Origin of the sequence: Trinickia mobilis (assembly GCF_017315705.1) — a bacterium.
GTDB classification, from domain to species: Bacteria; Pseudomonadota; Gammaproteobacteria; order Burkholderiales; family Burkholderiaceae; genus Trinickia_A; species Trinickia_A mobilis.
Genome location: NZ_JAFLRF010000011.1, coordinates 203,247 through 229,164 on the forward strand (window position 1 = coordinate 203,247; position 25,918 = coordinate 229,164).

The 25,918-nt window shown below is 64.4% G+C and carries 25 protein-coding genes, 3 pseudogenes and 1 riboswitch; of the genes and pseudogenes, 12 read left to right on the forward strand and 16 right to left on the reverse strand.

Annotated features, from left to right (window positions below; all coding sequences use genetic code 11):
• Positions 1-5: 5 nt before the first annotated feature.
• The gene (locus tag J3489_RS17700) at positions 6-1,301 is read left to right on the forward strand and encodes an ATP-binding protein (RefSeq protein ID WP_207000110.1); all 1,296 of its coding nucleotides are present in this window, start codon (positions 6-8) and stop codon (positions 1,299-1,301) included.
• Positions 1,298-1,840 carry a response regulator transcription factor gene (locus J3489_RS17705; RefSeq protein ID WP_207000111.1) on the forward strand — a complete coding sequence of 181 codons (543 nt, stop codon included), beginning with the start codon at positions 1,298-1,300 and terminating at the stop codon, positions 1,838-1,840. Before J3489_RS17700 ends, J3489_RS17705 begins: the two co-directional genes overlap by 4 nt.
• Positions 1,841-1,949: 109 nt before the next feature.
• Here J3489_RS17705 and hslU read toward each other — a convergent pair whose 3' ends face one another.
• From hslU to J3489_RS17750, 10 genes and pseudogenes are all read right to left on the reverse strand, one after another.
• A complete protein-coding gene (hslU, locus tag J3489_RS17710; RefSeq protein WP_207000112.1) occupies positions 1,950-3,299 on the reverse strand; it encodes an ATP-dependent protease ATPase subunit HslU in 1,350 nt (449 codons plus the stop codon).
• A 7-nt stretch (positions 3,300-3,306) separates the two neighbouring features.
• Entirely contained in the window at positions 3,307-3,843 is a 537-nt protein-coding gene (gene hslV / locus J3489_RS17715) for an ATP-dependent protease subunit HslV (protein ID WP_207000189.1), read from the reverse strand.
• A gap of 432 nt (positions 3,844-4,275) precedes the next feature.
• On the reverse strand, positions 4,276-4,695 hold the full coding sequence (gene dksA, locus J3489_RS17720; RefSeq protein WP_136897671.1) for an RNA polymerase-binding protein DksA: 420 nt from the start codon (positions 4,693-4,695) through the stop codon (positions 4,276-4,278).
• A 597-nt stretch (positions 4,696-5,292) separates the two neighbouring features.
• Positions 5,293-6,369 carry a CobW family GTP-binding protein gene (locus tag J3489_RS17725; RefSeq protein WP_207000113.1) on the reverse strand — a complete coding sequence of 359 codons (1,077 nt, stop codon included), beginning with the start codon at positions 6,367-6,369 and terminating at the stop codon, positions 5,293-5,295.
• A 214-nt stretch (positions 6,370-6,583) separates the two neighbouring features.
• Positions 6,584-7,417 (reverse strand): annotated as a pseudogene (locus J3489_RS38850) (class I SAM-dependent rRNA methyltransferase); the annotation flags it as partial.
• A gap of 95 nt (positions 7,418-7,512) precedes the next feature.
• A pseudogene (locus J3489_RS38855) lies at positions 7,513-7,867 on the reverse strand (23S rRNA (cytosine(1962)-C(5))-methyltransferase RlmI); the annotation flags it as partial.
• Between the two features lie 152 nt (positions 7,868-8,019).
• Positions 8,020-8,949, reverse strand: a complete 930-nt coding sequence (gene xerC / locus J3489_RS17735) for a tyrosine recombinase XerC (RefSeq protein WP_207000115.1) — start codon at positions 8,947-8,949, stop codon at positions 8,020-8,022.
• A gap of 54 nt (positions 8,950-9,003) precedes the next feature.
• A complete protein-coding gene (locus tag J3489_RS17740) occupies positions 9,004-9,738 on the reverse strand; it encodes a DUF484 family protein (RefSeq protein ID WP_207000116.1) in 735 nt (244 codons plus the stop codon).
• A 37-nt stretch (positions 9,739-9,775) separates the two neighbouring features.
• Positions 9,776-10,651 carry a diaminopimelate epimerase gene (dapF, locus tag J3489_RS17745; protein ID WP_207000117.1) on the reverse strand — a complete coding sequence of 292 codons (876 nt, stop codon included), beginning with the start codon at positions 10,649-10,651 and terminating at the stop codon, positions 9,776-9,778.
• 62 nt (positions 10,652-10,713) lie between these two features.
• Positions 10,714-11,730 carry a lipid A biosynthesis lauroyl acyltransferase gene (locus tag J3489_RS17750; RefSeq protein ID WP_309491385.1) on the reverse strand — a complete coding sequence of 339 codons (1,017 nt, stop codon included), beginning with the start codon at positions 11,728-11,730 and terminating at the stop codon, positions 10,714-10,716.
• 154 nt (positions 11,731-11,884) lie between these two features.
• On the opposite strand from J3489_RS17750, the gene metK reads away from it, so the two are divergent.
• Entirely contained in the window at positions 11,885-13,072 is a 1,188-nt protein-coding gene (gene metK / locus J3489_RS17755; RefSeq protein ID WP_207000122.1) for a methionine adenosyltransferase, read from the forward strand.
• 109 nt (positions 13,073-13,181) lie between these two features.
• On the opposite strand, the gene J3489_RS17760 is transcribed toward metK, so the two are convergent.
• Entirely contained in the window at positions 13,182-13,547 is a 366-nt protein-coding gene (locus J3489_RS17760) for a hypothetical protein (RefSeq protein WP_207000124.1), read from the reverse strand.
• A gap of 376 nt (positions 13,548-13,923) precedes the next feature.
• On the opposite strand from J3489_RS17760, the gene J3489_RS17765 reads away from it, so the two are divergent.
• Positions 13,924-14,685 carry a phytanoyl-CoA dioxygenase family protein gene (locus J3489_RS17765; RefSeq protein ID WP_207000126.1) on the forward strand — a complete coding sequence of 254 codons (762 nt, stop codon included), beginning with the start codon at positions 13,924-13,926 and terminating at the stop codon, positions 14,683-14,685.
• Positions 14,686-14,787: 102 nt separating this feature from the next.
• Here J3489_RS17765 and J3489_RS17770 read toward each other — a convergent pair whose 3' ends face one another.
• Positions 14,788-14,994, reverse strand: a complete 207-nt coding sequence (locus J3489_RS17770) for a DUF3185 family protein (RefSeq protein ID WP_207000128.1) — start codon at positions 14,992-14,994, stop codon at positions 14,788-14,790.
• A gap of 243 nt (positions 14,995-15,237) precedes the next feature.
• Between J3489_RS17770 and mgrA the strand changes: the two genes are divergently transcribed.
• A complete protein-coding gene (mgrA, locus tag J3489_RS17775) occupies positions 15,238-16,281 on the forward strand; it encodes an L-glyceraldehyde 3-phosphate reductase (RefSeq protein ID WP_207000131.1) in 1,044 nt (347 codons plus the stop codon).
• Between the two features lie 121 nt (positions 16,282-16,402).
• Here mgrA and J3489_RS17780 read toward each other — a convergent pair whose 3' ends face one another.
• Positions 16,403-16,588 (reverse strand): hypothetical protein, encoded by a 186-nt coding sequence (locus J3489_RS17780; protein WP_207000133.1) that lies wholly within the window; start codon positions 16,586-16,588, stop codon positions 16,403-16,405.
• A gap of 649 nt (positions 16,589-17,237) precedes the next feature.
• Between J3489_RS17780 and J3489_RS17785 the strand changes: the two genes are divergently transcribed.
• The 4 genes from J3489_RS17785 (at position 17,238) to J3489_RS17800 (ending at position 19,488) form a co-directional block, all read left to right on the forward strand.
• Positions 17,238-17,450, forward strand: a complete 213-nt coding sequence (locus J3489_RS17785; protein ID WP_207000135.1) for a hypothetical protein — start codon at positions 17,238-17,240, stop codon at positions 17,448-17,450.
• An 81-nt stretch (positions 17,451-17,531) separates the two neighbouring features.
• Positions 17,532-18,584, forward strand: a complete 1,053-nt coding sequence (locus J3489_RS17790; RefSeq protein WP_207000190.1) for a serine/threonine protein kinase — start codon at positions 17,532-17,534, stop codon at positions 18,582-18,584.
• A 101-nt stretch (positions 18,585-18,685) separates the two neighbouring features.
• On the forward strand, positions 18,686-19,117 hold the full coding sequence (locus J3489_RS17795; RefSeq protein ID WP_207000137.1) for an STM2901 family protein: 432 nt from the start codon (positions 18,686-18,688) through the stop codon (positions 19,115-19,117).
• Positions 19,117-19,488: a DUF1493 family protein gene (locus tag J3489_RS17800; protein WP_207000191.1), complete on the forward strand. Its 372-nt coding sequence runs from the start codon at positions 19,117-19,119 to the stop codon at positions 19,486-19,488. Before J3489_RS17795 ends, J3489_RS17800 begins: the two co-directional genes overlap by 1 nt.
• Before the next feature lie 20 nt (positions 19,489-19,508).
• On the opposite strand, the pseudogene J3489_RS17805 reads toward J3489_RS17800, so the two are convergent.
• From J3489_RS17805 to J3489_RS17815, 3 genes and pseudogenes are all read right to left on the reverse strand, one after another.
• Positions 19,509-19,748, reverse strand: a pseudogene (locus tag J3489_RS17805) (coniferyl aldehyde dehydrogenase); the annotation flags it as partial.
• Between the two features lie 264 nt (positions 19,749-20,012).
• Complete coding sequence (locus J3489_RS17810) at positions 20,013-21,731, reverse strand: isovaleryl-CoA dehydrogenase (RefSeq protein WP_207000138.1); 1,719 nt, start codon at positions 21,729-21,731, stop codon at positions 20,013-20,015.
• Between the two features lie 172 nt (positions 21,732-21,903).
• The gene (locus J3489_RS17815) at positions 21,904-22,845 is read right to left on the reverse strand and encodes a LysR family transcriptional regulator (RefSeq protein ID WP_207000140.1); all 942 of its coding nucleotides are present in this window, start codon (positions 22,843-22,845) and stop codon (positions 21,904-21,906) included.
• 113 nt (positions 22,846-22,958) lie between these two features.
• Here J3489_RS17815 and J3489_RS17820 point away from each other — a divergent pair, with 113 nt between their 5' ends.
• The 3 genes from J3489_RS17820 to ahcY all read left to right on the forward strand — a co-directional run bounded on the left by J3489_RS17820 (position 22,959) and on the right by ahcY (position 25,848).
• On the forward strand, positions 22,959-23,414 hold the full coding sequence (locus tag J3489_RS17820) for a CidA/LrgA family protein (RefSeq protein WP_207000142.1): 456 nt from the start codon (positions 22,959-22,961) through the stop codon (positions 23,412-23,414).
• A 51-nt stretch (positions 23,415-23,465) separates the two neighbouring features.
• Positions 23,466-24,191 (forward strand): LrgB family protein, encoded by a 726-nt coding sequence (locus J3489_RS17825; RefSeq protein WP_207000144.1) that lies wholly within the window; start codon positions 23,466-23,468, stop codon positions 24,189-24,191.
• Between the two features lie 94 nt (positions 24,192-24,285).
• A riboswitch (S-adenosyl-L-homocysteine riboswitch) is annotated at positions 24,286-24,396 on the forward strand.
• A gap of 33 nt (positions 24,397-24,429) precedes the next feature.
• Positions 24,430-25,848: an adenosylhomocysteinase gene (gene ahcY, locus J3489_RS17830; protein WP_207000146.1), complete on the forward strand. Its 1,419-nt coding sequence runs from the start codon at positions 24,430-24,432 to the stop codon at positions 25,846-25,848.
• The last annotated feature ends 70 nt before the right edge of the window (positions 25,849-25,918 follow it).

Here is a 25,918-nt window from a genome sequence, read left to right on the forward strand (position 1 = left end):
GCCCGATGCACCGTATATCCAACACCGGCCGCGTCAATCTCGGCCACTTGTTTTGGCTGCGCTGCCTGGCGATCATCGGCCAGCTCGTCACCATCTCTGTGGTCCAGATCTTCTTCGGCGTGCATTTGCCGTTGCCGGCCATGCTCATGGTGATCGCGCTCGAAGTGGTCTTCAATGCGCTGACCTGGATACGCGTCGCGCGGGCGCGGCCGGAGACCAATTTCGAGCTGCTCGGCCAGTTGTGGGTCGACCTCGCTGCGTTGTCCGCACTGCTTTTTCTGTCCGGCGGCACGACGAATCCGTTCGTGTCGCTGTATCTGCCCTCGCTTGCGATTGCCGCTGCCGTGCTGCCGTGGCACCTGATGGTCTGGCTCGCGGTCTTCGCCGTCTGCTGCTACGCGGCGCTCGGATTCGATTCGATCCCGCTCAACATGGACAACCCCGCCAACCTGTTCGACTACTACCGGGCGGGCATGTGGGTGAACTTCATGGTGAGCGTCGGGCTGATTGCGTGGTTCGTCGCGCGCATGTCGAACGGGCTGCGCCTGCGCGATGCGGCGCTCGCGGAGGCGCAGCAGCGCCTCTTGCGCGACGAGCGGGCGGTCGCGCTCGGCGTGCAGGCGGCCACGGTCGCTCACGAAATGGGCACGCCGCTCTCGACCATCGCGATGCTGTCCGAAGAGTTGCGCGACGCGGCTCGCAGCGACAGCGGGCTCGCGCCGTATTCCGCCGATCTGGAACTGCTCGAGCAACAGATGGCGCTCTGCACGTCGGCGCTCGCGCGCTTGCGAAGCCGCGCATTGGTGGCGTCGCACCGGCAGACGCTCGACGAATGGCTCGAAAGCTTTGCCGTCCAGTGGCGGCTGCGTCATCCGCACGTGAAATTCGAACGGATCGGCACTGCGCCCACGGGCGTGTGGCTTGACGACACGGTCGCGGTCAGCCAGATTCTGACCATCCTGCTCGACAACGCCGCGCGCGCGAGCCGCGATCGCGTGACGCTCGCCGCGTCGAGCGTGAACGGCAAAGTCGAGTTCGAAGTTTGCGATTCAGGGCCGGGCATTCCTCCGTCGTTGCGCGCCACGCTCGGCTCGATGCCGGTAGGCAGCACGCAGGGCGGCCACGGCGTGGGGCTCTATCTGGCTTTCACGGCTGCCGCACGGCTTGGCGGCGAGATCGAGCTTGCCGACGGCAAGCCGCACGGCACGCGGGCGGTGCTTCGTCTGCCCGCCGCTAAAGAGGAGGCAGGTGCAGGCCACGCCGCTTCCGATTCAACCGATACGAGGGAGAAAAACACATGAGCGATATGAATTTCCTGGTCATCGACGACGACGAAGTGTTCTCGGGGATTCTCGCCCGCGGGCTGACGCGCCGGGGCTACACGGTCCACACCGCGCCGAACGCCGAGGAGGCGATCAAGCTCGCGAACCAGCACAGGTTCGGGCAGATCACGGTCGACCTGCATTTGGGCGGTGATTCGGGCTTGAGCCTCGTCGCGCCGCTGCGCGAGCTGCAGCCCGACGCGCGGATGCTGATTCTCACCGGTTACGCGAGCATCGCGACGGCCGTGCAAGCCGTGAAGGACGGCGCCGACAACTATCTCGCAAAGCCGGCCAACGTGGAATCGATTCTGGCTGCGTTGCAGAAGGAGGCGAGCGTGGCGCAAGCGGAGGAGGCCATCGAGCATCCGGCGCTGCTTTCCGTCGCGCGGCTCGAGTGGGAACACATCCAGCGGGCGCTCGCTGAAAACGGCGGCAACGTTTCGGCGACGGCGCGCGCGCTGAACATGCATCGGCGCACGTTGCAGCGCAAGCTCTCGAAGCGGCCGGTGAAGCAGTAATGTTTTTTCACGCTCTTGTTCACGCGTTACGCGTCGAATTAAAAACGGGCGGTCCTGCGAAATGCAGGCCGCCCGTTTTCTATTGGCTTAACGCTTTACGCGCTGCCCGTTACAGCACATAGCGCGACAGATCCTCGCTTTGCGCGACTTCGTCCAGCGCGCGATCGACATACGCCGCGTCGATCTTCACCGCCTGGCCCGAGTGGTTGCCTGCTGCGAACGAGACTTCCTCGAGCAGCTTCTCGATCACCGTATACAGGCGCCGCGCACCGATGTTCTCGGTCTTCTCGTTGACCGCGAACGCAATTTCGGCCATCCGGCGGATGCCGTCCGCGGCAAATTCGAGCTGCACGTCTTCGGTTGCCAGCAGCGCCTGGTATTGCTTGACGAGGCTGGCATCGGTGGCGACGAGAATTGCTTCGAAGTCCTCAACCGAAAGCGAATCGAGTTCGACGCGAATCGGGAAGCGCCCTTGCAGCTCGGGGATCAAGTCGCTCGGCTTCGACAGGTGGAACGCGCCGCTCGCGATGAAGAGGATGTGGTCCGTCTTCACCGTGCCGTACTTCGTGTTGATCGTCGTGCCTTCGACGAGCGGCAGCAGATCGCGCTGCACGCCCTGACGGGATACCTCGGCGCCGCCCGTTTCGCTGCGCGACGCAATCTTGTCGATTTCGTCGAGGAACACGATGCCGTTCTGCTCGACGTTCTGCACAGCCTTCGCTTTCACTTCCTCGTCGTTGAGCATCTTCGATGCTTCTTCGTCGGTGAGCACCTTCAGAGCTTCCCTGACCTTCAGCTTGCGGCGCGTTTTCTTGCCGCCGCCCAGGTTCGCGAACATCGAGCGGATCTGCTCGGTCATGTCTTCCATGCCCGGCGGGCCCATGATGTCCATGCCGATTTGCGGCGATTCGACGTCGAGCTCGATTTCCTTGTCGTCGAGCGAGCCCTCGCGCAGGCGCTTCCTGAACGTCTGGCGCGTGGCGTTGCCATCGTCGCCATGGTCGCTCGAGCTCGACGCCGCCGAGCCGAAGCCGACCGGGCGCGCGCTCGGCAGCAGGATGTCGAGAATGCGGTCTTCGGCCTGGTCTTGCGCCTTCGTGCGGACCTTGCGCATTTCGGTCTCGCGCGTCTCCTTGACCGAGATTTCGATCAGGTCGCGCACGATGCTGTCGACATCGCGCCCTACGTAGCCGACTTCGGTGAACTTGGTCGCTTCGATCTTGATGAACGGCGCGTCGGCGAGCTTCGCGAGACGCCGCGCGATTTCGGTCTTGCCGACGCCCGTCGGCCCGATCATCAGAATGTTCTTCGGCGTGATTTCCTGGCGCAGCGGCTCGGCGACCTGCTGGCGGCGCCAGCGATTGCGCAGCGCGACGGCGACCGCACGTTTCGCGCGCTTCTGCCCGATGATGTTCTTGTCGAGTTCCGAAACGATCTCGGCGGGGGTCATGGTGCTCATCGTTTCCTCACTCGATCGTCTCGATGACGCGGTTATGGTTGGTATAGATGCACATGTCGCCGGCGATCCCCAAAGATTTTTCGACGATGTCGCGCGGAGAAAGATCCGTGTTTTCGGCGAGCGCGCGGGCCGCGGCCTGCGCATAGGCCCCGCCCGAGCCGATCGCGCAGATCCCGCCCTCGGGGTCGAGCACGTCGCCGTTGCCGGTGATGACGAGGGTGGTTTGCGCGTCGGCGGTGATCAGCATCGCTTCGAGGCGGCGCAGCATGCGGTCGGTGCGCCAGTCTTTCGCGAGTTCGACCGCGGCGCGCGTCAGGTTGCCCTGATGTTTTTCGAGCTTGGCTTCGAAGCGGTCGAGCAGCGAAAACGCATCGGCCGTGCCGCCGGCGAAGCCGACGAGCACCTTGCCGTTGTAAATGCGCCGGACTTTCTTCGCGCCGCCTTTCATGACGATGTTGCCGAGCGTTACCTGGCCGTCGCCGCCGAGCGCGACCTTGTCGCCGCGACGCACGGATACGATCGTCGTGCCGTGAAATTGCTCCATGTGCGTTCCTTTAGAAAAGCTGAAGGTCCCGGGCGGTGCTAGTGACCTGTTCCGCCCGAGCATATCGGGTGGGCGGCCGAGGCGCGGCTTGATGCGCGCGCGCTCATGCAACGCACGTCCGGATAATTTTAGGGCGTGCAGCGCTTTATCAAGAGGCAGCCGAAGGGCATAGGACGGAAATTGGCCCGCAGGCGAGGTAAAAGCTGCGCGAGCGGAGCAGCCGACGTCAGACCAGCGCCCGTAACGGCTGTCATGACGCAGGCTGGAGAGACACAGGGAGCGCGCGGTGCGATCGCACAGCTTTGCATGGGACCGGAGTAAGTGCTGAAGCACTAACTCCGGTCGACAAAAGAAAAAGGCGCGCGGTTCACCGTGCGCCTCTTTGACGAAGCAGCGTATCCGGCGCGCGAGCGGGCCGCGCGGTTCCAGCAATCAGTCGCCGAACAGCTTCTGGCGCAACTCGCGGCGCTCCTGCGCTTCGAGCGACAGGGTGGCCGTGGGCCGTGCGATCAGACGCGGAATGCCGATCGGCTCGCCGGTTTCCTCGCACCAGCCGTACTCGCCCGATTCGATGCGCGCGAGCGATTGCTGCACCTTCTTCAGCAGCTTGCGTTCGCGATCGCGCGTGCGCAGCTCGAGCGCATGCTCTTCTTCGATCGTCGCGCGATCGGCCGGGTCCGGCACGATCACGGTTTCGCGCAGGTTCTCGGTCGTCTGGCCGGCATTGCGGAGGATTTCCGCCTGCAGCTGTTCGAGCCGGTTCTTGAAGAAAGCGAGCTGATCCTCATTCATGTAATCCTTCTCGCTCATCTTCAGGATTTCGGCTTCGGTCAAGAGTCGTTTCGTCGTCATCTGCGTGCTTCTTCAATGTGAGGCAAAACTCTTACATATTGCCCGCACTTTCGTGTTGCCCGCAACCAGCGTCAATCAGGCGCAGACGAACACGGACGCTGGGCTGTCGTGACGCCCATCGCGCCGCTGCGGGGCCGAACTCCTCTGGAAACCGATCCTCGGATGCCCCCGAGCATCTCGATGCCGGACTGCGCGCTAACTGACAAACCGGCGTGCAGGCCGGCGCTTCGGCATTGTTTCGGCATGATCCGGATGAGGTTTTCCGGCGCCGTTTATACGCCCGGCATCGTTGCGCGACGTCCAGCGGGTGCGCCAGACAATGCGCGGGCAAGTCGTTGTCATTCTCCAGTGGGCACGTATTGTAACTGAATCAGAATGCGGTTCCGCAACCGAGAGATCCCCACGACGGATGAACGTGCTATCCCGAAAATATAGCGCGCGAGCCGTCAAAAAGCGATGATCATCCGGCCCCTTCTATCATAGGGCTTTCACCTGTTTTACCACGGGCGGCGGCACCGGCGAACCGGTTTGGGTGCCATAGCGCACACAAACCGGCCGCGCCAGTGTGAGGGACCAATAACGGTTCGAAACGCGGTCTTACGCGAGGCAGGCGTCGAGGCCGTCGGTGATGAGGTCTTGCGGAAGGTCTACGCCGATGAAAACCATCTTATTGGTCTTCTTCTCGATCGGCAGCCACTTCGCGGCGAGGTCGCTGCCCATCATCTGGTGCACGCCCTGGAACACGACTTTGCGGTCGACGCCTTTCATATAGAGCACGCCCTTGTAGCGCAACAGACGCTCGCCGTAGATCTGCAGGATGCCGCCGAGGAAGTCTTCAAGCTTGTTCGGGTCGAACGGGCGGTCGTTGCGATAGACGAACGACTTGATCTTGTCGTCGTGATGCGCGTGGTGATGGTGGTGGTGCCCGTCGTGCCCCTCGTGCTCGCAGTGGCCGTGATCATGGTCGCAATGCTCGTGGTCATCGCCATGATCGTGGCCGTGGCGCGCGTGGTCGTGATCGTCCTCGGCGAGGAAATCGGGATCGATTTCGAGCTTCGCGTTCAGGTTGAAGCCGCGCAGATCGAAGATTTCCTTGATGTCCGCCTCGCCGAAATTGACGACCTTGATCGTCGCTTTCGGGTTCATGTGCACGAGGCGGTGGCGCAGGTCGGAAAGCTCGGCTTCGTCGACGAGGTCCGACTTCGTGACGAAGAGGCGGTCCGCGAAGCCCACTTGGCGCTGCACGACTTCGTGCTCGTCGAGTTGAAGGTTCGCGTGCTTGGCGTCGACGAGCGTGATGATCGCGTCGAGCAGGAATTCGTCGGCAATTTCGTTATCGATGAAGAAGGTCTGCGCGACCGGGCCCGGGTTGGCGAGGCCGGTGGTTTCGATCACGACGCGATCGAACTGGAGCTCGCCCGACTGCTTTTTCGCTGCCAGGTCGCCGAGCGCCAGCGCGAGATCGCCGCGAATCGTGCAGCAGATGCAGCCGTTGCTCATCTGGACGATCTGCTCGGCCGAATCTTGCACGAGGATTTCGTTGTCGATGTTTTCTTCGCCGAACTCGTTTTCGATCACGGCGATCTTCATGCCGTGCTTTTCGTTCAGGATGCGCTTGAGCAGCGTGGTTTTGCCGCTGCCGAGGAAGCCGGTCAGGATAGTGACGGGAATCATGTGAGTCGCCTGTAGTTCGTGAATCGGTGTCAATGCGTCAACAGCCCACTATTGAAGCACATCTGTCAAGCGCCCGTGGTCCGCCCGGTTCGTCGCTTGCCACGGGCTTGCGCTTGCCGGCCAGCCGCAATTCGGCTGCAAGACGCGCCATGGACGGCCCCCACGCTCGCTTGCGTTCGCGGGGGGGCGTCAAATGTCCGCTAACTATGGGCATTCAGGCGATTTGCAACAATAGCCCTTTCAGATATTCGCCTTCCGGAAACGCCGTGAGGAGCGGGTGATCGACCCCGGCGCCCAGGCGCTTCAGGATGCGGGCATCGACGCGCGCGTCGGCCGCGGCGCCGGCGACGATCTTCTGGAACAGGTCGGCGTCGATCGCGCCCGAGCACGAGTACGTGAACAAGAGGCCGCCCGGGCGCAGCAGCTTGAAGCCGCTCAGGTTGATGTCCTTGTAGGCGCGCGCGGCGCGGTCGACGTGCTCGCGCGACGGCGCGAATTTCGGCGGATCGAGCACGACGAGGTCGAAGCGCTCGCCGTCGTCGTAGAGGCGGCGCAGGGTCTTGAACGCGTCAGCGTCGAGCCAGTCGGCGCGGCTTGGGTCGAAGTCGTTGGCGGTGACGTTCTGCCGGGCGAGCGCGAGTGCTTCGCCAGACGAGTCGATCGACACCACCCGCTTAGCGCCGCCCTTCAACGCGGCCAGCGAAAAGCCCCCGGTGTAGCAGAAGCAGTTGAGCACGTCGCGCCCGTCCGCGTAGGCTTGGACGAGCGCGCGGTTGTCGCGCTGGTCGACGTAGAAGCCTGTCTTGTGGCCGCTCCTGACATCGACGTGGTAGCGCACGCCGTTTTCGTTCGTAATCAGCGTGTCGGGTGGCGGGTCGCCGGCCAGCACGCCGGTGGTCTGAGCGAGGCCTTCTTTTTCGCGGATCGACACGTCCGAGCGCTCGTAGACGTTCGGGCAGCCGGTCGCGCCGACGAGCGCCGCAACGATCACCTCCTTCCACGCCTCGACGCCCACCGCCATGAACTGGCAGACGAGCTGGCCGCGCTTTTCGGCGTCGTCCCCCAATCCCCCAAGTGGATTTCCTGCGGGGCGGGGGACTTCCTGCGGGGCGCCCCGCAAGGGGACTTCCTGCGGGGCGTCGGTAACGTAGTAGTCGGCGATGAGCCCCGGCAGTCCGTCTGCTTCGCCGAAGATCAGCCGCACCGCGCCCGTGCCGTGGACGAGCGCTTGCCGGTGCGCGATCGCGCGCTGCACACGGCGCTTGAAAAAGGCGTGATCGATCGGCTCGGCTTCGTCGAAGCTCCAGACGCGCACGCGGATCTGCGATTGCGGGCTGTATGCGGCGCGGGCGAGAAAGCGGCCGTCGTGCGCGCGCACGATCACGGTGGCGCCCGGTGCGGGCTTGCCGTCGATGCGGTCGATCGCGTTCGCATAAACCCACGGATGGCGGCGCAGCAGCGATTTTTCCTTCGACGGCTTCAGCGTTACGGTATTCATAAATGATCAAATGCAAGTTTCTGCCGCGCGAATCGTGCGCGGCGGGGTGATGGCTGTGGCCGGTCACGGCGCGGATTGCACGGCATCGCCAAGCGGGACCGGAGCGGCCGGCAAGATCGCCGGCCGGGCAATGACGCGGATGAATGAACCGCTCAGTCGCGCTTTTTCGCGCGCGGATGCGCCTTGTCGTACACCTGAGCGAGATGCTGGAAATCGAGCGCGGTATAGACTTGCGTCGCTGTGATGCTCGCGTGGCCGAGCAGCTCCTGCACCGCGCGCAGGTCGCCGCTCGATTGCAGCACGTGCGTCGCGAACGAATGGCGCAGCACGTGAGGATGCACGTTGGCCGGAATGCCGGCCGCGAGTGCCGCGCGCTTCACGCGGTCGCGCACGACGTTCGGCGACATCCGGTTGCCGCGCACCGACAGAAAGAGCGGATGCGGATCGAGCTTCACGAACTCGCCGCGCGCGGCGAGCCAGCTCTTGAGCGCATCGAGCGCCTTGCTGCCGACCGGCACCGTGCGCCGCCGGTTGCCCTTGCCGAGCACCGTCACTTCCGCCGCCTGCAGGTCGAGCCAGCCGGCGGAGCGGTAGCCGTCCGCATCGGCGAAGGCGACATCGAGGCCGACCAGCTCGGCGAGCCGCAGCCCCGACGAGTAGAACAGCTCGAGCATCGCGTGATCGCGCAGGCCTTCGGTGTTCGGGGCGGCGGGGGCTTCCATCAGCGCGTTGGCGTCGTCGACGGAAAGCGCCTTCGGCAGCGTCTTCGCTTGCTTCGGTGCGCGCACGGTCGCGACCGGGTTCGCGGGCAGATCGATGCGCCCGGCGAGCCAGCGGTAGAACGCGCGCCACGCCGAAAGGCGGTGCCCGATCGAGCGCGCCGATAGCCCGCCCGCGTGCGCGCGCGCCACGGCGCCGCGCATGTCGGTGGCGGTAAGGCTTTCGAGCGGACGGCCTTTCGCGAGCTTCTTCAGCTCGTCGAGTTCATGCGTGTAGCCGCGCAGCGTATGTGCCGACAGCCGCCGCTCGTGCTCGAGGCTGGAGAGGTAAGCGGCAATCGGGTCGTGGTCGGCCGCGGTCACAGGGCGGATTCCGGATCGATGGGGGCGCGGATCAAGACGAATACTGCGCGCGCATCAGCGTGCAAGCAGCCGGCTCAGCGCGGCGCTCGCGAGTCCGCCGATCTGGGCGAGGAAATCGGTCGCCATGCCTTCGTGGAAACGGCGCGGGTCCGGCGAGCCCATCACGAGGAGGCCGAACGTCGCGACTTCGTCGCCGGCGCGCGGGTCGCGCAGCGCGACAAGCGCGATCGATTGCGTTGCGGCGCCTTCGGCTGCGGCGGGGTCGGCGGCGGAATCGCTCGCCGCGCTCGCGGCCGCCGCGGCGGCTTCTCCCGAGATCAGCCACTGTGCCGCCTCAAAGCCCGTGTTCGCGCCGCAATAAGGCGCGGCGAGGCTGTTCGCGAAGATCCGCACTTCCTCGCCCACGTGGCGCGCGAACTCCGCTTCGCGGTACGGCTCGGCCAAGTCCCAGACCCGCAGCGCCGCCTGCGGCACGTCGAACACTTCGGTGAGCCCTTGCGAGACGGCGCGCGGCAGCGCGTAGGCGTCGCGCTCGGCCATCACGCGCATCGTCCAGCGATTGAACTTCACCGCGATGCTGTCGTTTTCGTGGCCGTAGCGCAGCAGCTCGGCGAGACGTCGCTCGAGATGCTTGTTCTTTTCGCGCAGCATCTCCATCTGCCGCTCCTGCAGCGACACCGCGGCCTTGCCGTGCGGATTCGCAAGCCGGATCGTCGCGAGCAGCTCGGCGTGCTCGTCGAAAAATCCGGGGTTGGCGAGCAGGTATTCAGCGACTTCGCGATCGTTCATGGTCTCGGCAATAAGGAATGCGCAGGGAATTGGGGGATCAGTCGGCGATCTCGATCTCGCCTTCGAAGACGGTCGCGGCCGGCCCTGCCATCGTGAGCGGGGCGGTTTCGTCGCGCGCGCCGGCCCAGGCAATGCTCAGCACGCCGCCGTGCGTGTGCACGGTCACCGGCGAATCGAGGAGGCCGCGGCGGATGCCGGCGGCCACTGCCGCGCACGCGCCCGTGCCGCAGGCGAGGGTTTCCCCGGCGCCGCGCTCGAATACGCGCAGCTTGATCTCGCTGCGCGACACGATTTGCATGAAGCCGGCGTTGACGCGCTGCGCAAAGCGCGGGTGATGCTCGACAGCCGGCCCGACCTGGCCGACCGGATATTGCTCGACGTCGTCGACGACTTGCACCGCATGCGGATTACCCATCGAGACGACCGAGATCCAGTGCGTTTCGCCGTCCGCGCCGGTCAACAGGAGGGGCCAGAGCGTATCGGCGCCCTCGCGACGCCCTTCGAGGCCGCTCGCATCGAACGGCACGCGTGCCGGCACGAACACCGGCTGCCCCATATCGACGACGACCTCGCCGTTCTCATGCATCGTCAGCGTGATGACGCCGTTTTGCACCTGCACGCGCACGCTGCGCTTGTCGGTGAGGCGCGTGTCGCGGACGAACTTGACGAAGCAGCGCGCGCCGTTGCCGCAATGCTCGACTTCGCCGCCGTCGCAATTGAAGATCCGATACTTGAAATCGACGCCGTCGATCGTGGGCCGCTCGACGAGCAGCAGCTGATCGGCGCCGACGCCGAAATGCCGGTTCGCGAGCGCGCGCACCTGCTCGCTCGTCAGCGCGAGCGGCCGGGTGTAGCCGTCGAGCACGACGAAGTCGTTGCCCGCGCCATGCATTTTGGTGAACTTGAGCTTCATGGGCGCTATTGTAAGTGACTCGGCTCGCCGCGTCGGCGTCTAAATCGGCTGCGAAACGGGCATCAATAGAAGCCCGGCTCGCCCTCCGGGCGGGTCTTGAAGCGCTTGTGCACCCAGTAATACTGCTCGACGATCCGCGGAATCTGCTCCTCTAGAAACGCGTTCATCCGGCGCGCGTCGGTGTCGTCGTCGCCGCTCGGGTAGTGGTCCCACGGCTTGAAGACCTTGAGCCGGTAGCCCTTGTAGTTCGGCAGTACTTCGCCGATGAACGGGAGGACCTGTGCGTGTCCCACCTTGGCGAACCGGCCGACGGCGGTCAGCGTGCAAGTGGGAATTCCGAAGAACGGCACGAAAGTGGAATTGCGCATGCCGTAGTCCATGTCGGCGCCGAGCATGACCGGCTTGCGCTCGCGCAGCCAGCGCAGCACGACGCGCGCGCTGTCGGCGCGGCTTGCCATGTCGGCGCCGAAACGGCCGCGCGCCTGCTTGGCGATTTCATCGAGCTCCTGATTCTTCATCGGCTGATAGAGCGCGCCGCACCGGCGCCGCAGCGCGTGATTGATGAAGACCGAGCCTGCCTCGATGCCGACGAAGTGGAGACCGAGCAGCAGCGTAGGCGGCATGTCGGGATCGGTCAGGTCGACTTCGCTATCGACCTGCACCAGCTTCTCCATCTTCTTCAACGAGCCGAACCACTGGACGCTGCGCTCGACGTAGCTGCGAATCGCGTGCCGGAAGTGCTTTTGCGCGATGTCTTCGCGCTTTTCGTCGCTCCACTCGGGAAAGCACAGCTTCAGGTTGATGTGGACGATGCGGCGGCGCCGGCTGGGGATCTGGTAGAGCAGCCAGCCGAGCCCGTCGCCGAGGCGCGCGACGAACCCGTAAGGGAGGATGGCGAGAAACTTAAGCAGCGCGATGCCGAGTTTGCTCCCGAGCCGGCCTAGCATCCCACGGCTCCGTTGACGGCCTGAAAGCGTGCGGAGAGTCCGCCCGCCATGGGTTGATGAAGTGACGCCAAAACGAAATGAGGATACTGCACGCGTGCACGCCCTGTGACAATTCTGAGAAGACGCTATAATACGGAATTCGCCGAGTTAATAGACAACTTGCGGGGCGAAGCCGCCGGACGCATATCGAACGTCCGGACGGTCCAGGAAATCCGCTAAAGCGTCGCCGCTTCAGGCTCCCGAAGCTGGCTACGTGAAAAACAACCGTAACCATGGAGTCTGCAAAGTGGCAAACGACTATCTCTTCACCTCTGAATCCGTTTCCGAAGGCCATCCCGACAAGGTCGCCGACCAGATCTCGGACGCGATCCTCGACGCAATCCTTTCCCAAGACAAATACTCGCGCGTTGCCGCCGAAACGCTGTGCAACACGGGTCTCGTCGTGCTCGCCGGTGAGATCACCACGACGGCGAACGTCGACTACATCCAGGTCGCGCGCGATACGATCAAGCGCATCGGCTACGACAACACCGACTACGGCATCGACTACAAGGGCTGTGCGGTGCTCGTGGCCTACGACAAGCAATCGCCGGACATCGCCCAGGGCGTCGACCGCGCGCACGACAACAATCTCGATCAAGGCGCCGGCGACCAAGGCCTGATGTTCGGCTTCGCCTGCGACGAAACGCCCGAGCTGATGCCGCTGCCGATCCACCTGTCGCACCGTCTGGTCGAGCGCCAGGCGAGCCTGCGCCGCGACGGCCGCCTGCCCTGGCTGCGTCCGGACGCGAAGTCGCAGGTCACGGTCCGCTACGTCGACGGCAAGCCGCATTCGATTGACACCGTCGTGCTGTCCACGCAGCACTCGCCGGACATCGAACTGTCGACGCTGCGCGAAGCGGTGATCGAAGAAGTCATCAAGCCGACGCTGCCGGCTGAACTCGTCAAGGGCGACATCAAGTTCCTCGTGAACCCGACCGGCCGGTTCGTGATCGGCGGCCCGCAAGGCGATTGCGGTCTGACGGGCCGGAAGATCATCGTCGATACGTACGGCGGCGCGGCTCCGCACGGCGGCGGCGCGTTCTCGGGCAAGGATCCGTCGAAGGTGGACCGCTCGGCCGCTTACGCCGGCCGCTACGTCGCGAAGAACATCGTGGCCGCCGGCCTCGCGTCGCGCTGCCTGATTCAAGTGTCCTACGCGATCGGTGTCGCGCAGCCGACGTCGGTGATGGTCAACACGTTCGGCACGGGCCGCGTGTCCGATGCGACGATCACCCGTCTCGTGCGTGAGCACTTCGACCTGCGTCCGAAGGGCATCATCCAGATGCTCGACCTGCTGCGCCCGGTCTACGAAAAGACCGCGGCCTACGGCCACTTCGGCCGCGAAGAGCCGGAATTCTCGTGGGAAGCGACCGACAAGGCGCTGGCACTCGCCGAAGCCGCTGGCACGGAAGCCGTGGCCGCGGTGGCCTGAGGCTGTTCGGAGTCACGCGCCTGGGTTGAATGGCGCGAACGCAGTCGATCAAAAAACCCCGGTGCTTGCGCCGGGGTTTTCTTTTTCTACGACCTGATCAGCGCCAGCGTCAGCGCGCAGCGAACGCGAACCAGCCGGCGCTGGCCGCGAGGCGGCGCGGACGGCGGTTCGCGCCGTGCAGCGAGCCGTCCGGCGTGCGGCGCGAAGTCAGCGCATGGAGCGTCACCGGCGGCTTGGGCAGCAGCGTGCGCAGCGAGAAGCGCGAGAACGGACGCGCGCCGGCGCGCATGCGCAGGATCGAGAAGAGCGTTTGGAACCAGGCGCGGAAGCCGTCGGCCGACCAGGCCTGCCGTTGTTGCGCGAGCTGGCGGGTGCGCGCCGCGTGATGGCGCAGCGCGCGCACGATCTGGCGTCGTGCGGGGCGGGCCGCCTTCAAGGCGACGCGCTTGATACGGGTAGTCAGACGAGTGTGCATGGTTCGAGCGAAAGGGGAAGGGCGTCGCGGGACGTGGGCGGCGGCAGGCTAGACGCAGCAGCATATGTGCCAGCACGCGGGACGTCGTGGCCCGAATCGAGGCCCGACGCGGCGGCGATTCCGGCGGACCGCTCGCAGAAAGGGGAGACAATCGACATCGGTGCAGACTACACGCGAATCGTGACGCGCGAAAGTCTCAGTGCTCCAACTGAGGTTAGGGGTTTTTACGGAGAAAGATCGCATTGTTTTCACGGAAGTTGTGAACAAATTGCGTGCATCGATGCTCCTGCACCGTGCAGTGCGCGCGCGCCGATCATGCCCGTTTTACAATCGATCCATTCACCAAAACGTCAACCTGCGTAGAACGGAACGCCTCATGCCAGAGCATTCAAAAAAGGAACAGGTGCAATTGCTGCGGGAACGCGGCTTCGTGGTCGTGCCGGGACTCGTTTCGCCCGAGCGGTGCGCCGCGCTCAGGGCGCTGGCGCAGCAGCAGCTCGAAGAAGCGGCCGCGCCGCTCGAATTCGAGGCCGATTTGCGCTATCCGGGCGCGCCGGACTCGAAAGAGGCGCCGGGCGGCCACACGGTGCGGCGTCTGCTCGACGCCTATGTGCGTCATGCGCTCTTGCGCGAGTGGGCGACGGCGCCCGAAATCAAGGGCTGGATGGAGCTCTATTTCGGCGAGGAGCCGCGCCTGTCGCGCGCGCATCACAACTGCCTGATGACCAAGCACCCGCGCTACGGCAGCCTGACCGGCTGGCACCGCGATGCGCGCTACTGGTCGTTCGAGCGAGATGATCTGGTTTCGACGTGGCTTGCGCTCGGACCCGAGGCCGTGAGCAACGGTGGTTTATGGTTCGTGCCGGGTTCGCACAGCGTCGCGTTCACTTCCGATCGCTTCGACGAGGCGAAGTTTTTCCGCTCCGATCTGCCCGAGAATCAGGCGCTGATTCATACGGCCGTGTCGCCTGAGCTGCAGCCGGGCGACGTCGTCCTATTCCACTGCAATACGCTGCATTCGGCGGGACAGAACTTGTCCGACGACGTGAAGTTTTCGCTCGTCTTCACGTATCACGGCGCGAGCAACGTGCCGCTGCCGGGTTCGCGCTCGGCGTCGAAACCCGAAGTGGCGCTTTAAGAGCGGCGGCAAGCGGGGCGCCGGCGGCGGTGTTGGCGACCTCGGCGGCGCTGCTCGATCCACCCGCACCGCTCTTGTGCGCCGCTGCCCGGTACGTCCGCGTCAATGCTTGCCCGATGACGATGCGAGGCCGATCAGCCCGGCCACCGTCGCGACGATACCGCCCGCGATCAGCATGATCGTCTTGTTGGTCGGCGCGCCGGTGAACACGCGCGACATGTCGTTGGCAAACGAGTGAAACGATTGCCCGCCGAAATACAGCAGTACGACGCCGCCGACGATCAGCGCGAGCGAAATCGCCTTGATCATAAGAATCCCCCATCGATAAAAACGCGGACGCGGCAGTGTATGAGACCTGCATGGCATCGTCCATCCCTTGCGCGGGCGGTGCCCGGCGCCTCGATTGCGGCATTCAGGCGGACCGCAGCGCGCTGGATCCCACTATCCGGGCTCTTTGCTGCCGTCAGCACGGACAGACGCGTTTAGCTAACATACCCGGTTGGGCGGCCGGGCGAGGCCGTGCATTCTTCCACGCTTTCATCGAGGATTCACATGGCCTACGAAGCAGCAACGGAACGCTATACGGACATGCAGTACCGCGTGTGCGGCAAGTCGGGGCTCAAGCTGCCGGCACTTTCGCTCGGGTTGTGGCACAACTTCGGCGACACGGCGCCGCTCTCGACGCAACGCGACATCCTGCGTACGGCGTTCGATCTGGGCATCACGCACTTCGATCTCGCGAACAACTACGGTCCGCCGTACGGGAGCGCCGAAACCAATTTCGGGCGGCTCTTCAAAGACGATTTCAAGCCGTATCGCGACGAGCTCTTGATCTCGTCGAAGGCCGGCTGGGACATGTGGCCCGGCCCGTACGGCCAAGGCGGCGGTTCGCGCAAATATGTGCTCGCCAGCCTCGACCAGAGCTTGACGCGCATGGGGCTCGATTACGTCGACATCTTCTACTCGCACCGCTTCGACGCCGATACGCCGCTCGAAGAAACGGCTGGCGCGCTCGCGACCGCCGTACAGCAGGGCAAGGCGCTCTACATCGGCATCTCGTCGTATTCGGCCGCGAAGACGCGCGAGATGGCGAAGCTGTTGCGCGAACACAAGGTGCCGCTCCTGATTCATCAGCCGGCGTACAACATGCTCAACCGCTGGATCGAGAGCGAGCTGCTCGACACGCTCGATGACGTGGGCGCGGGCAGCATCGCGTTCACGCCGCTGGCGCAAGGGCTTCTGACCGCGAAGTACCTGAACGGCGCGCCTGCCGATGCTCGCATCAACAAGCCGGGCGGCGGTTCGCTGCAGCAGGGCCATCTGAGCGCTGAGAACATCGAGCACGTGCGCAAGCTCAACGCGATTGCCGAGCGGCGCGGCCAGAGCCTCGCGCAAATGGCGCTCGCGTGGGTGCTGCGCGATTCGCGCGTGACCTCGGCGCTGATCGGCGCGAGCAAGCCGGAGCAGGTGCGGGAGAACGTCGGAGCGCTGAAGAACCTCGCGTTCACGCAAGAGGAACTGGCGGAAATCGATCGCTACGCCACCGAGGGCGGCATCAATCTGTGGGAAAAACCGTCGACCGATCAGGCGATTTGAACCGCGCGCGTCGAGGCAAATGAGGCGCACCGGCGTCGCTGACGACGGCCGGTGCCGACCTTCGAGAAGGCGCAAGCGGCCTGACGGATGTCAGGCGTGCGAAGCGCTCGCGAAGCAAGCGCTACATGAGAACAGGAAGTCCTTCGACCAGCACCACCGCGAAGGCCGCGCCGAGCAGCGCGCCTAGCACGCGCAGCGCGTTGTGCTTGAATGCGGACGACGTCGGCAGCGCACCGAGAAAGAGTGCGCCGGCAAGCGCCATCGGAATGACCAGGATGAAATCGCCGATGGTGAAGTAGGTCGTCATGCTGTGTCTCCTTGTCCCATGCAAAGCTCTAATGGCCGTTGGCTCGTCGTGTGTGCCGGGCAAGCCCGGTGAACCGCGCAGACGTTGCGTCGCGCCAGGCGACCCGTCTGCATTAACTGAGTATAGGAGGCGAATCGAGCGGTGCCGGGTAGTGAGCGGCGCTGCGCGGCATCGCCTCCTATAGCGGAAAGCCCCGTGCGGCGCGGCCTGCAGGGCAATGCTGCCAATCGTTCAACGGCTCGCGCGGCGTGTGCTTACACTTGCGTTCGCCTTTCATCCATGCACCACGGGTTCGCGCAAACTGCGGTTACGTAGCCCCGTGCGTTCGCCGTGCCGTCATGGCTTCGATGAAGCGGCAAGGGACTTCATGCAGCGCCATTTCGAATGACATATGCGCGGCGGTTTATCATGGTGCCGCTCCGGTCCCATGCAACGCTGCGGTGGCTGAGCGGTTTCCATCGAAACGCAGTCAGGCATTCGTAAGCGCGATCACGGGAAGTAGAGGCATTTGTACTATTAGCTTTGGCTTTCCCGCATCCGTTAGTGCGGGAACAATTAGATGCACGCGCAACGGCTTGTCCGTCGCGCCGTTTGACCGCCAGGGCAGTTCGCTCTGGCTTTGCCGGCAACATAGAACGGGGGAAATATCATGCAAGTCGGTTCGATCGTCCGGTCCGGGCATATTGCCGTGCCTGCAGGCGCGCGCGGCATTGTGATGCGTATTCTCGGGGACATGGCGATGGTGGTCTGGTATGCCGGCGAGCCCGGCGCGTCGCTGCAACTCAACACTGAACCGTTCTTTTTGGAAGATCTGATCGACACCGGCGACCTCGTGCGGCCGGCTTCGGAATTGATGCATTGAATGTAGGGCTTTAAGGTCTTTTTGCCTGCTTGTGCGGCGGCGCGCGTGATGGCAAGCGCGCTCATGCGGCACAATGCGGGCATGAACGACGCCAATTTCGATCCCTCCTCCGAAGCGGACGGCGAACCCGCCGATCGCGGCGCGGCCGCCCATCCGTTCACCCGGCTCACGCCCGAATGCGTGCTCGACGCCGTCGACAGCGTGCTCATCGACACCGGCGTGCGCACCGACGGGCGCCTGCTCCCGCTCAACAGCTACGAAAACCGCGTGTACCAAGTGGGCGTCGAAGACGGTCCGCCCGTGATCGCGAAGTTTTACCGGCCGCAGCGCTGGTCGAACGAAGCGATTCTCGAAGAGCACGCGTTCGTCGGCGAACTCGCTGCGCGCGAGATTCCCGCGGTGCCGCCACGCGTAACGGACGGGCAAACGCTCCACGAATTCGACGGCTTTCGCTTCGCGATCTTCGAGCGGCGCGGCGGCCGCGCGCCCGAGATCGACCGGCGCGACACGCTCGAATGGCTCGGACGCTTCATCGGCCGCATACACGCGGTTGGGGCGAGCGAGCCGTATGTCGCGCGGCCGGCGCTCGATATCCAGGCGTTCGGCTACGAGCCGCGCGACTATCTGCTAGCCAGCGATTTCGTCCCGCTCGACGTGCGCGCGCCGTACGAGGCGGCGGTGACGCTGGCGCTGGAAGGTGTCGAGCGCGCCTTCGAGCGCGCGGGCGATGTGCGCCAGTTGCGCCTGCACGGCGACTGCCATCCGAGCAATGTGCTCTGGACCGACGCCGGTCCGCATTTCGTCGACTTCGACGACAGCCGCATGGGCCCCGCCGTGCAGGACTTGTGGCTGCTGCTGCCGGGCGGCCGCGCCGACGCGTCGCGCGCGCTTGCCGATCTGCTGGCGGGCTACGAGGACTTCTGCGAATTCGAGCCGCGCGAGCTGCATCTGGTGGAGGCGCTGCGCACGCTGCGGCTCATTCACTACGCGGCATGGCTCGCGCGGCGCTGGGACGATCCGGCGTTTCCCGCCGCGTTTCCGTGGTTCAACACGCAGCGCTACTGGGAAGAGCGCGTGCTCGAGTTGCGCGAGCAGATCGGGGCGATGCAGGAGGGGCCGCTCTGGGCGGTTTAGCGGGCTTCGCCGGCGGGTGAGGCGATTCGAATTTGAGATGTGTCCGGATCATCGCTTGATACATTCAGCGCTCGTTTACCTCTGGGGGCTGAAAGATAAGTATGAGCGACAACCGTTATACGTATTTTCACTATCGTGACCTGAAGCCGGGCGAGTTGTTCTTTTTCATCGCAATGGAAGAGACACGAAAGGAGTTGGGGCTGACCGATCTTGCGGCGGCGTCGGCAATTTTGCTCGGGGAGCGAGCTTTGCCCGTCAGTGGAAAGGTTGCAGGCGCTACGGAAGGAACTTCAGTTCTATCAATGGTGTCGCGCAATTTGTTCCGTCAGAAATTGCAACACCGCTTACCGACGATTATTCGAGGAGCTAATGGTTTTCTTCGGATCTCTCTTACACGGAGTCTCGGTGCATTCGTCGGGCGGACGATACCGGTGGTGGGTACCGTAATGCTCGCGGCTGACGCATTCATCATTGCGTCGAACACAGTGCGTTCATATAACCGAATTGTTCGACCTGAAGATCGGGTGTTTTGATGGAAGACGATACTTGGGTTCGAATCGAAGCGTTTGCGCGAGAGGAGTTCGGCAAGCCGCTTTTTGGAGGTCGATTAACGCTCACGCCCGCAACGCGGCTCGAAGAAGATGTTCAGATAACGGGCATCGACGCTATCGAATTCATCGATAAGTGGCTGACGACATTTGGCATTGCGGTAACCGAGTTTCCCTACAACCGGTACTTTGGGCCCGAAAGCTCTGATCTCCTTGGGGCCTTGCTGGGAATATTCGCCAAGCGCTTTCGGCCTTCCCCGTTGGTCCCCATCACGCTAGGCATGCTCGCCGAGGCCACCCGGCTCGGCCGCTGGGATACCGACGAAATCGAAGCGTGGGCGAGAGACGCGAACTGAGCCGCGATTCGCCCATACCGCTACCGCTTCATCATGAATTTCAGAATCGCGTGAAAGCGCCGCCCGTGGGGCGGTGCGATCAGCGCGCGCGCATTGACGCGCGATTGCGTGAGCACCGGCTTCATCTTCGAGAACGTCACGATGCCGTCGTAGCCGTGGTACGCGCCCATTCCGCTCGCGCCGACGCCGCCGAACGGCAGGTCGTCGCACGCGATGTGCATCAGCGTTTCGTTGACCGCCACGCCGCCGGAAATCGTCTCGTGCAGCGTTGAGCGCGGCGTCGATCTCGTTTTTCGCGAGAAAGATCTCTGACAGCAGCACTTCCTCTTTCGCGCGATTGCCGAAATCGGCGCAGACCGCTGCAGCGAGCGCATCGCGATTGTCGAGCAGCATCGCGCGCAACGCCTTCAAGTGCGACGAGCGCGCTTCCCACGAAGGAAACGGCGTCAGCCATTGCGCTTGCCGCTGCTCGCGCCACAACGCTTGGAGCGCGGCATAGCCAGGCAGATCGTTTTTCATGATGCCTAAAACGCGCGCGCGACGATCGCCGCATGGTCGAACGTCGCAGGCAGCGTGCCGTAGACGCGGCCGCATGGGCTGTCTGCAAGGCGCGTGGAGATGAACGCGTCGGCGACTGGCGCAGGCGCATGGCGCAGCAACAGCACCGCTTGCGCGGCGAGCACGAGTTGCTGCGCGGTGCGCCGCGCGAGCGGTTCGCGCGTGTCGGACGCGGCGGCGAGCGTCGCGGCGAGCCGTTCGAGCGAGGCACGCAATGCGGCATGACCCTGCGCGTCGGCAAGCCACGATGCAAGCAATGCCTGCGAGCCTTCCGGATCGCGCTCGATGCCGCGCAGCACGTCGAGACACATCACGTTGCCCGAGCCTTCCCAGATCGAATTGACGGGCGCCTCGCGATAAAAGCGCGCCATCGGACCCTCCTCGACATAACCGTTGCCGCCCCACACTTCCATCGCCTCGCCCGTGAATTCGAGCGCGCGCTTGCAGACCCAGAACTTCGCGGCAGGCGTGACGATGCGCCGCCATGCGCGATCCTCCGGCGACGCGGTGGCCGGGTCGGAATCGAAAGCGCGCGCGAGTCGCATGAAGAGCACGGTCGCCGCTTCGGATTCGAGCGCGAGATCGGCCAGCACGTTTGACATCAGCGGCTGTTCGACAAGCCGCTTGCCGAACGCGACGCGATGGCGCGTGTGATGGATCGCCTGCACGAGCGCCGCACGCATCAGCGCGGCGCTGCCGATCACGCAATCGAGCCGCGTGTAGTTCGCCATTTCGATGATGGTCGGCACGCCGCGTCCTTCTTCGCCGATCATCACGCCGTATGCGTCGAGGAACTCGACTTCACTGCTCGCGTTCGAGCGGTTGCCGAGCTTGTCCTTCAAGCGCTGGATCCGGACGGCGTTCTTCGTGCCGTCCGGTGCGAAACGCGGGACGAAGAAGCACGACAGTCCCTCGTGCGTATCGGTGCGTGCGAGCACGAGGTGCGCGTCGCACTGCGGCGCGGAGAAGAACCACTTGTGGCCGACGAGCCGGTACTCCGCGCCGCGGCCCGCGTGCTGCACCGCATGGGCGCGCGTCTGATTGCTGCGCACATCCGACCCGCCTTGCTTCTCCGTCATCCCCATGCCGACCATCATCGAGCGCTTTTGCGCGAGCGGGATGTCGCGCGGATCGTGTTCGCGCGACAACAGCTTGTCGCGCAATGCTGCGTAGAGCGCCGGCTCGCGTTGCAGAACGGGGATGCTCGCGAAGGTCATCGTCAGCGGACACAGCGAGCCGGATTCGAGCTGCGCGTGCAGAAAGTAGCCGGCGCAGCGCGCGGGCATCGCGCCCGGCTGCGGTTGTTCGAAGGGCAGCGCGTGCAGGCCTTCGCGGCGCAAGAGCACGAGCAGCTGGTGCCAGCTCGGGTGGAATTCGAGCGCGTCGATGCGTTCGCCGCGCGGGCTGAACGTGAAGAGTTCCGGCTCGTGACGGTTCGCGGCGCCGGCGAGCGCGAGCGTTGCGGGCTCGCCGAGCGTCGCACCGTCGATCGACAGCGCGGCCCGGTGCCAGCCCGCACCCTCACGCTCGACCGCCGCGACGAGGGCCGTATCGCTTTCGAAGAAGTTGTAGTTTTCGAGCGGCGGAACCTGGTTCGTGACTTCGTGCGTTGCCGCAGGGGCTTGCGAGGACAGGATGCCTTCCTTGGGAGGCAGCGAGCGCAAGTGAGCGTGGGGGTCGTTCATGACGTCTCCTGATTGCCCTTGCATGATAGGTTTGCGCCGCGCGATCCGTTTAGAGGAATCGCTCTTGCCGCGCCGCGCCGCTCATCGGCGGCAATACCGACGCGCCGGCCGTGATGATCGGCGAGCGCGCGGCCGATTTCAGCGCGGCGGCGCGTCACACCGGCGGCAGCGCTCAGTCTTCCGGCGTACCGGTGAGCCTGCGCGAGCGCGTGAAGGCGAAGTCGTCGCCGGGCTGGCCGGGCAGCGTCTCGCGCGCGACCGCGAGCCACGCGCGGGCCGCGTGCGACAGGTAGCCGTTCTTGCGCCAGCCGACGGCCATCTGCCATTGAATCTCCGGCTCGACGACGGGCCGGCACGTGAAATGCGCCGTGTCGAGCCGCTTGCAATACGGCGCCGGCAACAGCGCGATGCCGACGCCCGCATGCACGAGCGCCGCCATGAAATCCCAGTGACTGCTGCGGCCGACGATCGCGGGCGTGAAGCCGATCTTGCGGCACGCCTCGGTGACCACATCGTTGAGCGTCAAGCTCTCGTTGTAGAAGACGAAGGGCTCGCGCGCAAGATCGGAGAGCGGCACGCTTTGCGCGTCGTCCCAGCGCGAGCCGCGGCGCGCGACGATCCAGAGCAATTGGTTAGTCATCGGCAGCACGTCGAACGTATTCGGGTCGACCGGCTGCAGCACGCCGCCGAGTTCCAATTCGCCCGCGATGAGCGCCGCCTCGATCGCTCGCGACCCGTGCTCGAAGAGCTTCTGCTCGATCTTCGGATAGCGCCGGCGGAACTCGGCGATGGTCGGCGTGAAGAGCGACCCGCCCATCGGCGGAATACCGATGGCGAGCTCGCCGCGGCCGAGCGTGCCGACGTCGTCGAGTTCGGCCTGCAACTGCGCCTGCGCGGCGAGCACCTCCTGGCCGCGCTGAAAGACGATCCGGCCCTCGTCGGTCAGCACCATCTGGCGGCCCTCGCGCAACAGCAGCGGGGCGCCGATTTCGTCTTCGAGCGCCTTGACCATCTTGCTGATGGTCGGCTGCGTGACGAACATCCGCTCGGCGGCGACGGTGAAGCTCTGCTGGCGCACGACTTCCACGAAATAGCGCAGCGCGCGGAGTTCCATGGCCGGGTTCCCTTTGAATTCCGATTTGGAATGAAAGCGATGATTCTAAGTCATTTTATTTATACTTTGGCGATTCCTATACTTGCTGCGTGAGATCAAACAAGGTTGCTGCCATGACACCCAGTCGTTCCATCAGCCTCGCAGCGACGCGGTTGGGCGGCGTCGCGGTGCGAGCCGGCAAGATCGCGTTGCAAACCGCCGCAATTGCAGCCGTATGGTTCGTCGCCGATTTCATCGTGCGCCGGACCGGGTTGCCCGTTTCGGGCGGTGTGGCGGGGTTGGGCCTGTTGCTCGTCTTGTTGATGTACGGCGGCGTCGCGACTCGCTGGGTCGAAGACGGCGCTAACTGGTTGTTGTCCGACATGCTGCTGTTCTTCATCCCCGCGGCGATCGCGGCGGTCAAATACGGCGGCTTGTTCGAGAAAGACGGCTGGCGCATTGCGCTGGTCGTGGTCGCCGGGACGGTGAGCGTGATGGTCGCCGTGGCGTTTGCGGTCGATATGGCCGCGCGATTCGAGCGCCGGCTTGCGTTGCGCCGGGCGTTTGCTGCGCGGGATTCGCGCAACTGATGGAGCGGGCCTGGGCACTGAATGCCGAGTGCGCCGGCCCGGGTATCGAACATGAACACGATTTCTTCTGCGTTTTTTGCCGGTGTTCCGCCGCGGTGGATTGCCGCCGGCTGCTTTGCCCTGACCGTCGCGCTGTATTTCGGCATGAAGCGTGTGTACACGAGCCACAATAAGCCGTATTCCGCGCCGTTCATCGCCGTGCCGGTGCTGATAATCGGCCTCCTGGTGGCCGAACACATTCCGTATGCCGTGTACTTTCAAGACACGCGCTGGCTGCTGTGGCTGCTCGGCCCGGCGACCGTCGCGTTCGCGGTGCCCATCTATCACTACCGCGACTTGATGAAGCGGCATTGGCTCTCGCTCGCGGTGGGCGTGACGGTCGGCATCATCGCGGCGGTCGGCGGCTCGCTGATTCTCGCGAAATGGCTGCACCTGTCGCCGGATTTGCAGCGCAGCCTGCTGACCCGCTCGGTTTCGACGCCGTTCGCGCTCGCCGTCTCCGACAAGATCCATGCGCCCAAGGAATTGACCGCGTTGTTCGTGATCGCGACCGGCATGTGCGGCATGCTGTTCGGCGAGCTGGTGCTCGCGCTCATTCCGGCCAGGACGCGGCTTGCGCGCGGCGCGCTGTATGGGGCGTCGTCGCATGCGGTCGGGATGTCGAAGGCGCGCGAGCTTGGCGGAGAGGAAGGAGTGGTCGCGAGCCTGACGATGATGATGACGGGCATCGTCATGGTGGTGATCGCCCCGCTGCTGCCGTTGATCCTGCCAATTTAGGGTGCGAACCGCTTTGGGCAGCGTGCGCTGAACGCGGCGCGCTGCCTGCCAAACACCTCCCATAACTCTGTCTTCATTTGCTACAATCGCGCTTCGTTCCGAGGAGCGTTGCGACGGATCACTCCGCCAGGCTCGGACACTTCAATCGGACCGCAAGCACGCACTTACCGCGCTTGCCGGCTCCATCGAACGGCGCTCACGTCTTAAATTTCTAGAACTTTTTAGAAAGGAGGGCGTGATGAACGCCGCCGTTTACGATTCCAAGACTCAAGATTTCGTCGTTGCCGATCTGTCGCTGGCCGACTGGGGCCGCAAGGAACTGAACATCGCCGAGACCGAAATGCCCGGTCTCATGCAAATCCGCGAAGAGTACAAGGCGCAGCAGCCGCTGAAGGGCGCGCGCATCGCGGGCTCGCTCCACATGACGATCCAGACGGCCGTGCTGATCGAGACGCTCAAGGCGCTCGGCGCGGACGTGCGCTGGGCCTCGTGCAACATCTTCTCGACGCAAGACCACGCTGCCGCCGCAATCGCGAAGGGCGGCACGCCGGTGTTCGCGTTCAAGGGCGAATCGCTCGACGAATACTGGGAGTTCTCGCACCGTATCTTCGAATGGCCGAACGGCGAGTTCGCGAACATGATCCTCGACGACGGCGGCGACGCCACGTTGCTCTTGATCCTCGGCTCGAAGGCGGAGAAAGACCGCTCGGTCATCGCCAAGCCGACCAACGAGGAAGAAGTCGCGCTCTACAAATCGATCGAACGCCACCTCGAAATCGATCCGACGTGGTACTCGAAGCGCCTCGCGCAAGTGAAGGGCGTCACCGAGGAAACGACGACCGGCGTGCACCGCCTCTATCAGATGGAGAAGGACGGCCGCCTGCCGTTCCCCGCCATCAACGTCAACGATTCGGTCACGAAGTCGAAGTTCGACAACCTGTACGGCTGCCGCGAGTCGCTCGTCGACGGCATCAAGCGCGCGACCGACGTGATGATCGCCGGCAAGATCGCGGTCGTGGCAGGCTACGGCGACGTGGGCAAGGGCTGCGCGCAATCGCTGCGCGGCCTGGGCGCAACGGTGTGGGTCACCGAAATCGATCCGATCTGCGCGCTGCAGGCGGCGATGGAGGGCTACCGCGTCGTGACGATGGAGTACGCGGCCGACAAGGCCGACATCTTCGTGACGGCCACCGGCAACTACCACGTGATCGACCACGATCACATGAAGGCGATGCGCCACAACGCGATCGTCTGCAACATCGGCCACTTCGATTCGGAAATCGACGTCGCGTCGACGCGCCAGTACCAGTGGGAAAACATCAAGCCGCAAGTCGACCACATCATTTTCCCGGACGGCAAGCGCGTGATCCTGCTCGCCGAGGGCCGCCTCGTGAACCTGGGCTGCGCGACGGGCCACCCGTCGTTCGTGATGTCGAACTCGTTCGCGAACCAGACGCTCGCGCAAATCGAGCTGTTCACGCGCGGCAATCAGTACGAGAACAAGGTGTACGTGCTGCCGAAGCACCTGGACGAGAAGGTCGCGCGTCTGCACCTCGCGCGCATCGGCGTCAACCTGACCGTGCTGTCGGACGAGCAGGCCGGCTACATCGGCGTCGGCAAGAACGGCCCGTTCAAGCCGAACCACTACCGTTACTAAGCAGGAACCCGGCAACGCGCGAGCGCATCATGCGCCGCGCCAAGCCGCTTGGTGTTCGTTGCCGATGCCG

Coding starts and splice junctions, on each gene's coding strand:
- J3489_RS17700 (WP_207000110.1), top strand. CDS start 6: ATGCACCGTATATCCAACACCGGCCGCGTCAATCTCGGCCACTTGTTT.
- J3489_RS17780 (WP_207000133.1), bottom strand. CDS start 16,588: ATGACGACCTACTTCACCATCGGCGATTTCATCCTGGTCATTCCGATG.
- hslU (WP_207000112.1), bottom strand. CDS start 3,299: ATGAGCACCATGACCCCCGCCGAGATCGTTTCGGAACTCGACAAGAAC.
- ahcY (WP_207000146.1), top strand. CDS start 24,430: ATGAACGCCGCCGTTTACGATTCCAAGACTCAAGATTTCGTCGTTGCC.
- dksA (WP_136897671.1), bottom strand. CDS start 4,695: ATGACGACGAAACGACTCTTGACCGAAGCCGAAATCCTGAAGATGAGC.
- dapF (WP_207000117.1), bottom strand. CDS start 10,651: ATGAAGCTCAAGTTCACCAAAATGCATGGCGCGGGCAACGACTTCGTC.
- J3489_RS17790 (WP_207000190.1), top strand. CDS start 17,532: ATGAACGACGCCAATTTCGATCCCTCCTCCGAAGCGGACGGCGAACCC.
- J3489_RS17815 (WP_207000140.1), bottom strand. CDS start 22,845: ATGGAACTCCGCGCGCTGCGCTATTTCGTGGAAGTCGTGCGCCAGCAG.
- J3489_RS17760 (WP_207000124.1), bottom strand. CDS start 13,547: ATGCACACTCGTCTGACTACCCGTATCAAGCGCGTCGCCTTGAAGGCG.
- J3489_RS17825 (WP_207000144.1), top strand. CDS start 23,466: ATGAACACGATTTCTTCTGCGTTTTTTGCCGGTGTTCCGCCGCGGTGG.
- J3489_RS17795 (WP_207000137.1), top strand. CDS start 18,686: ATGAGCGACAACCGTTATACGTATTTTCACTATCGTGACCTGAAGCCG.
- J3489_RS17820 (WP_207000142.1), top strand. CDS start 22,959: ATGACACCCAGTCGTTCCATCAGCCTCGCAGCGACGCGGTTGGGCGGC.
- hslV (WP_207000189.1), bottom strand. CDS start 3,843: ATGGAGCAATTTCACGGCACGACGATCGTATCCGTGCGTCGCGGCGAC.
- J3489_RS17800 (WP_207000191.1), top strand. CDS start 19,117: ATGGAAGACGATACTTGGGTTCGAATCGAAGCGTTTGCGCGAGAGGAG.
- J3489_RS17770 (WP_207000128.1), bottom strand. CDS start 14,994: ATGATCAAGGCGATTTCGCTCGCGCTGATCGTCGGCGGCGTCGTACTG.
- J3489_RS17705 (WP_207000111.1), top strand. CDS start 1,298: ATGAGCGATATGAATTTCCTGGTCATCGACGACGACGAAGTGTTCTCG.
- J3489_RS17740 (WP_207000116.1), bottom strand. CDS start 9,738: ATGAACGATCGCGAAGTCGCTGAATACCTGCTCGCCAACCCCGGATTT.
- J3489_RS17810 (WP_207000138.1), bottom strand. CDS start 21,731: ATGAACGACCCCCACGCTCACTTGCGCTCGCTGCCTCCCAAGGAAGGC.
- mgrA (WP_207000131.1), top strand. CDS start 15,238: ATGGCCTACGAAGCAGCAACGGAACGCTATACGGACATGCAGTACCGC.
- J3489_RS17725 (WP_207000113.1), bottom strand. CDS start 6,369: ATGATTCCCGTCACTATCCTGACCGGCTTCCTCGGCAGCGGCAAAACC.
- J3489_RS17765 (WP_207000126.1), top strand. CDS start 13,924: ATGCCAGAGCATTCAAAAAAGGAACAGGTGCAATTGCTGCGGGAACGC.
- J3489_RS17785 (WP_207000135.1), top strand. CDS start 17,238: ATGCAAGTCGGTTCGATCGTCCGGTCCGGGCATATTGCCGTGCCTGCA.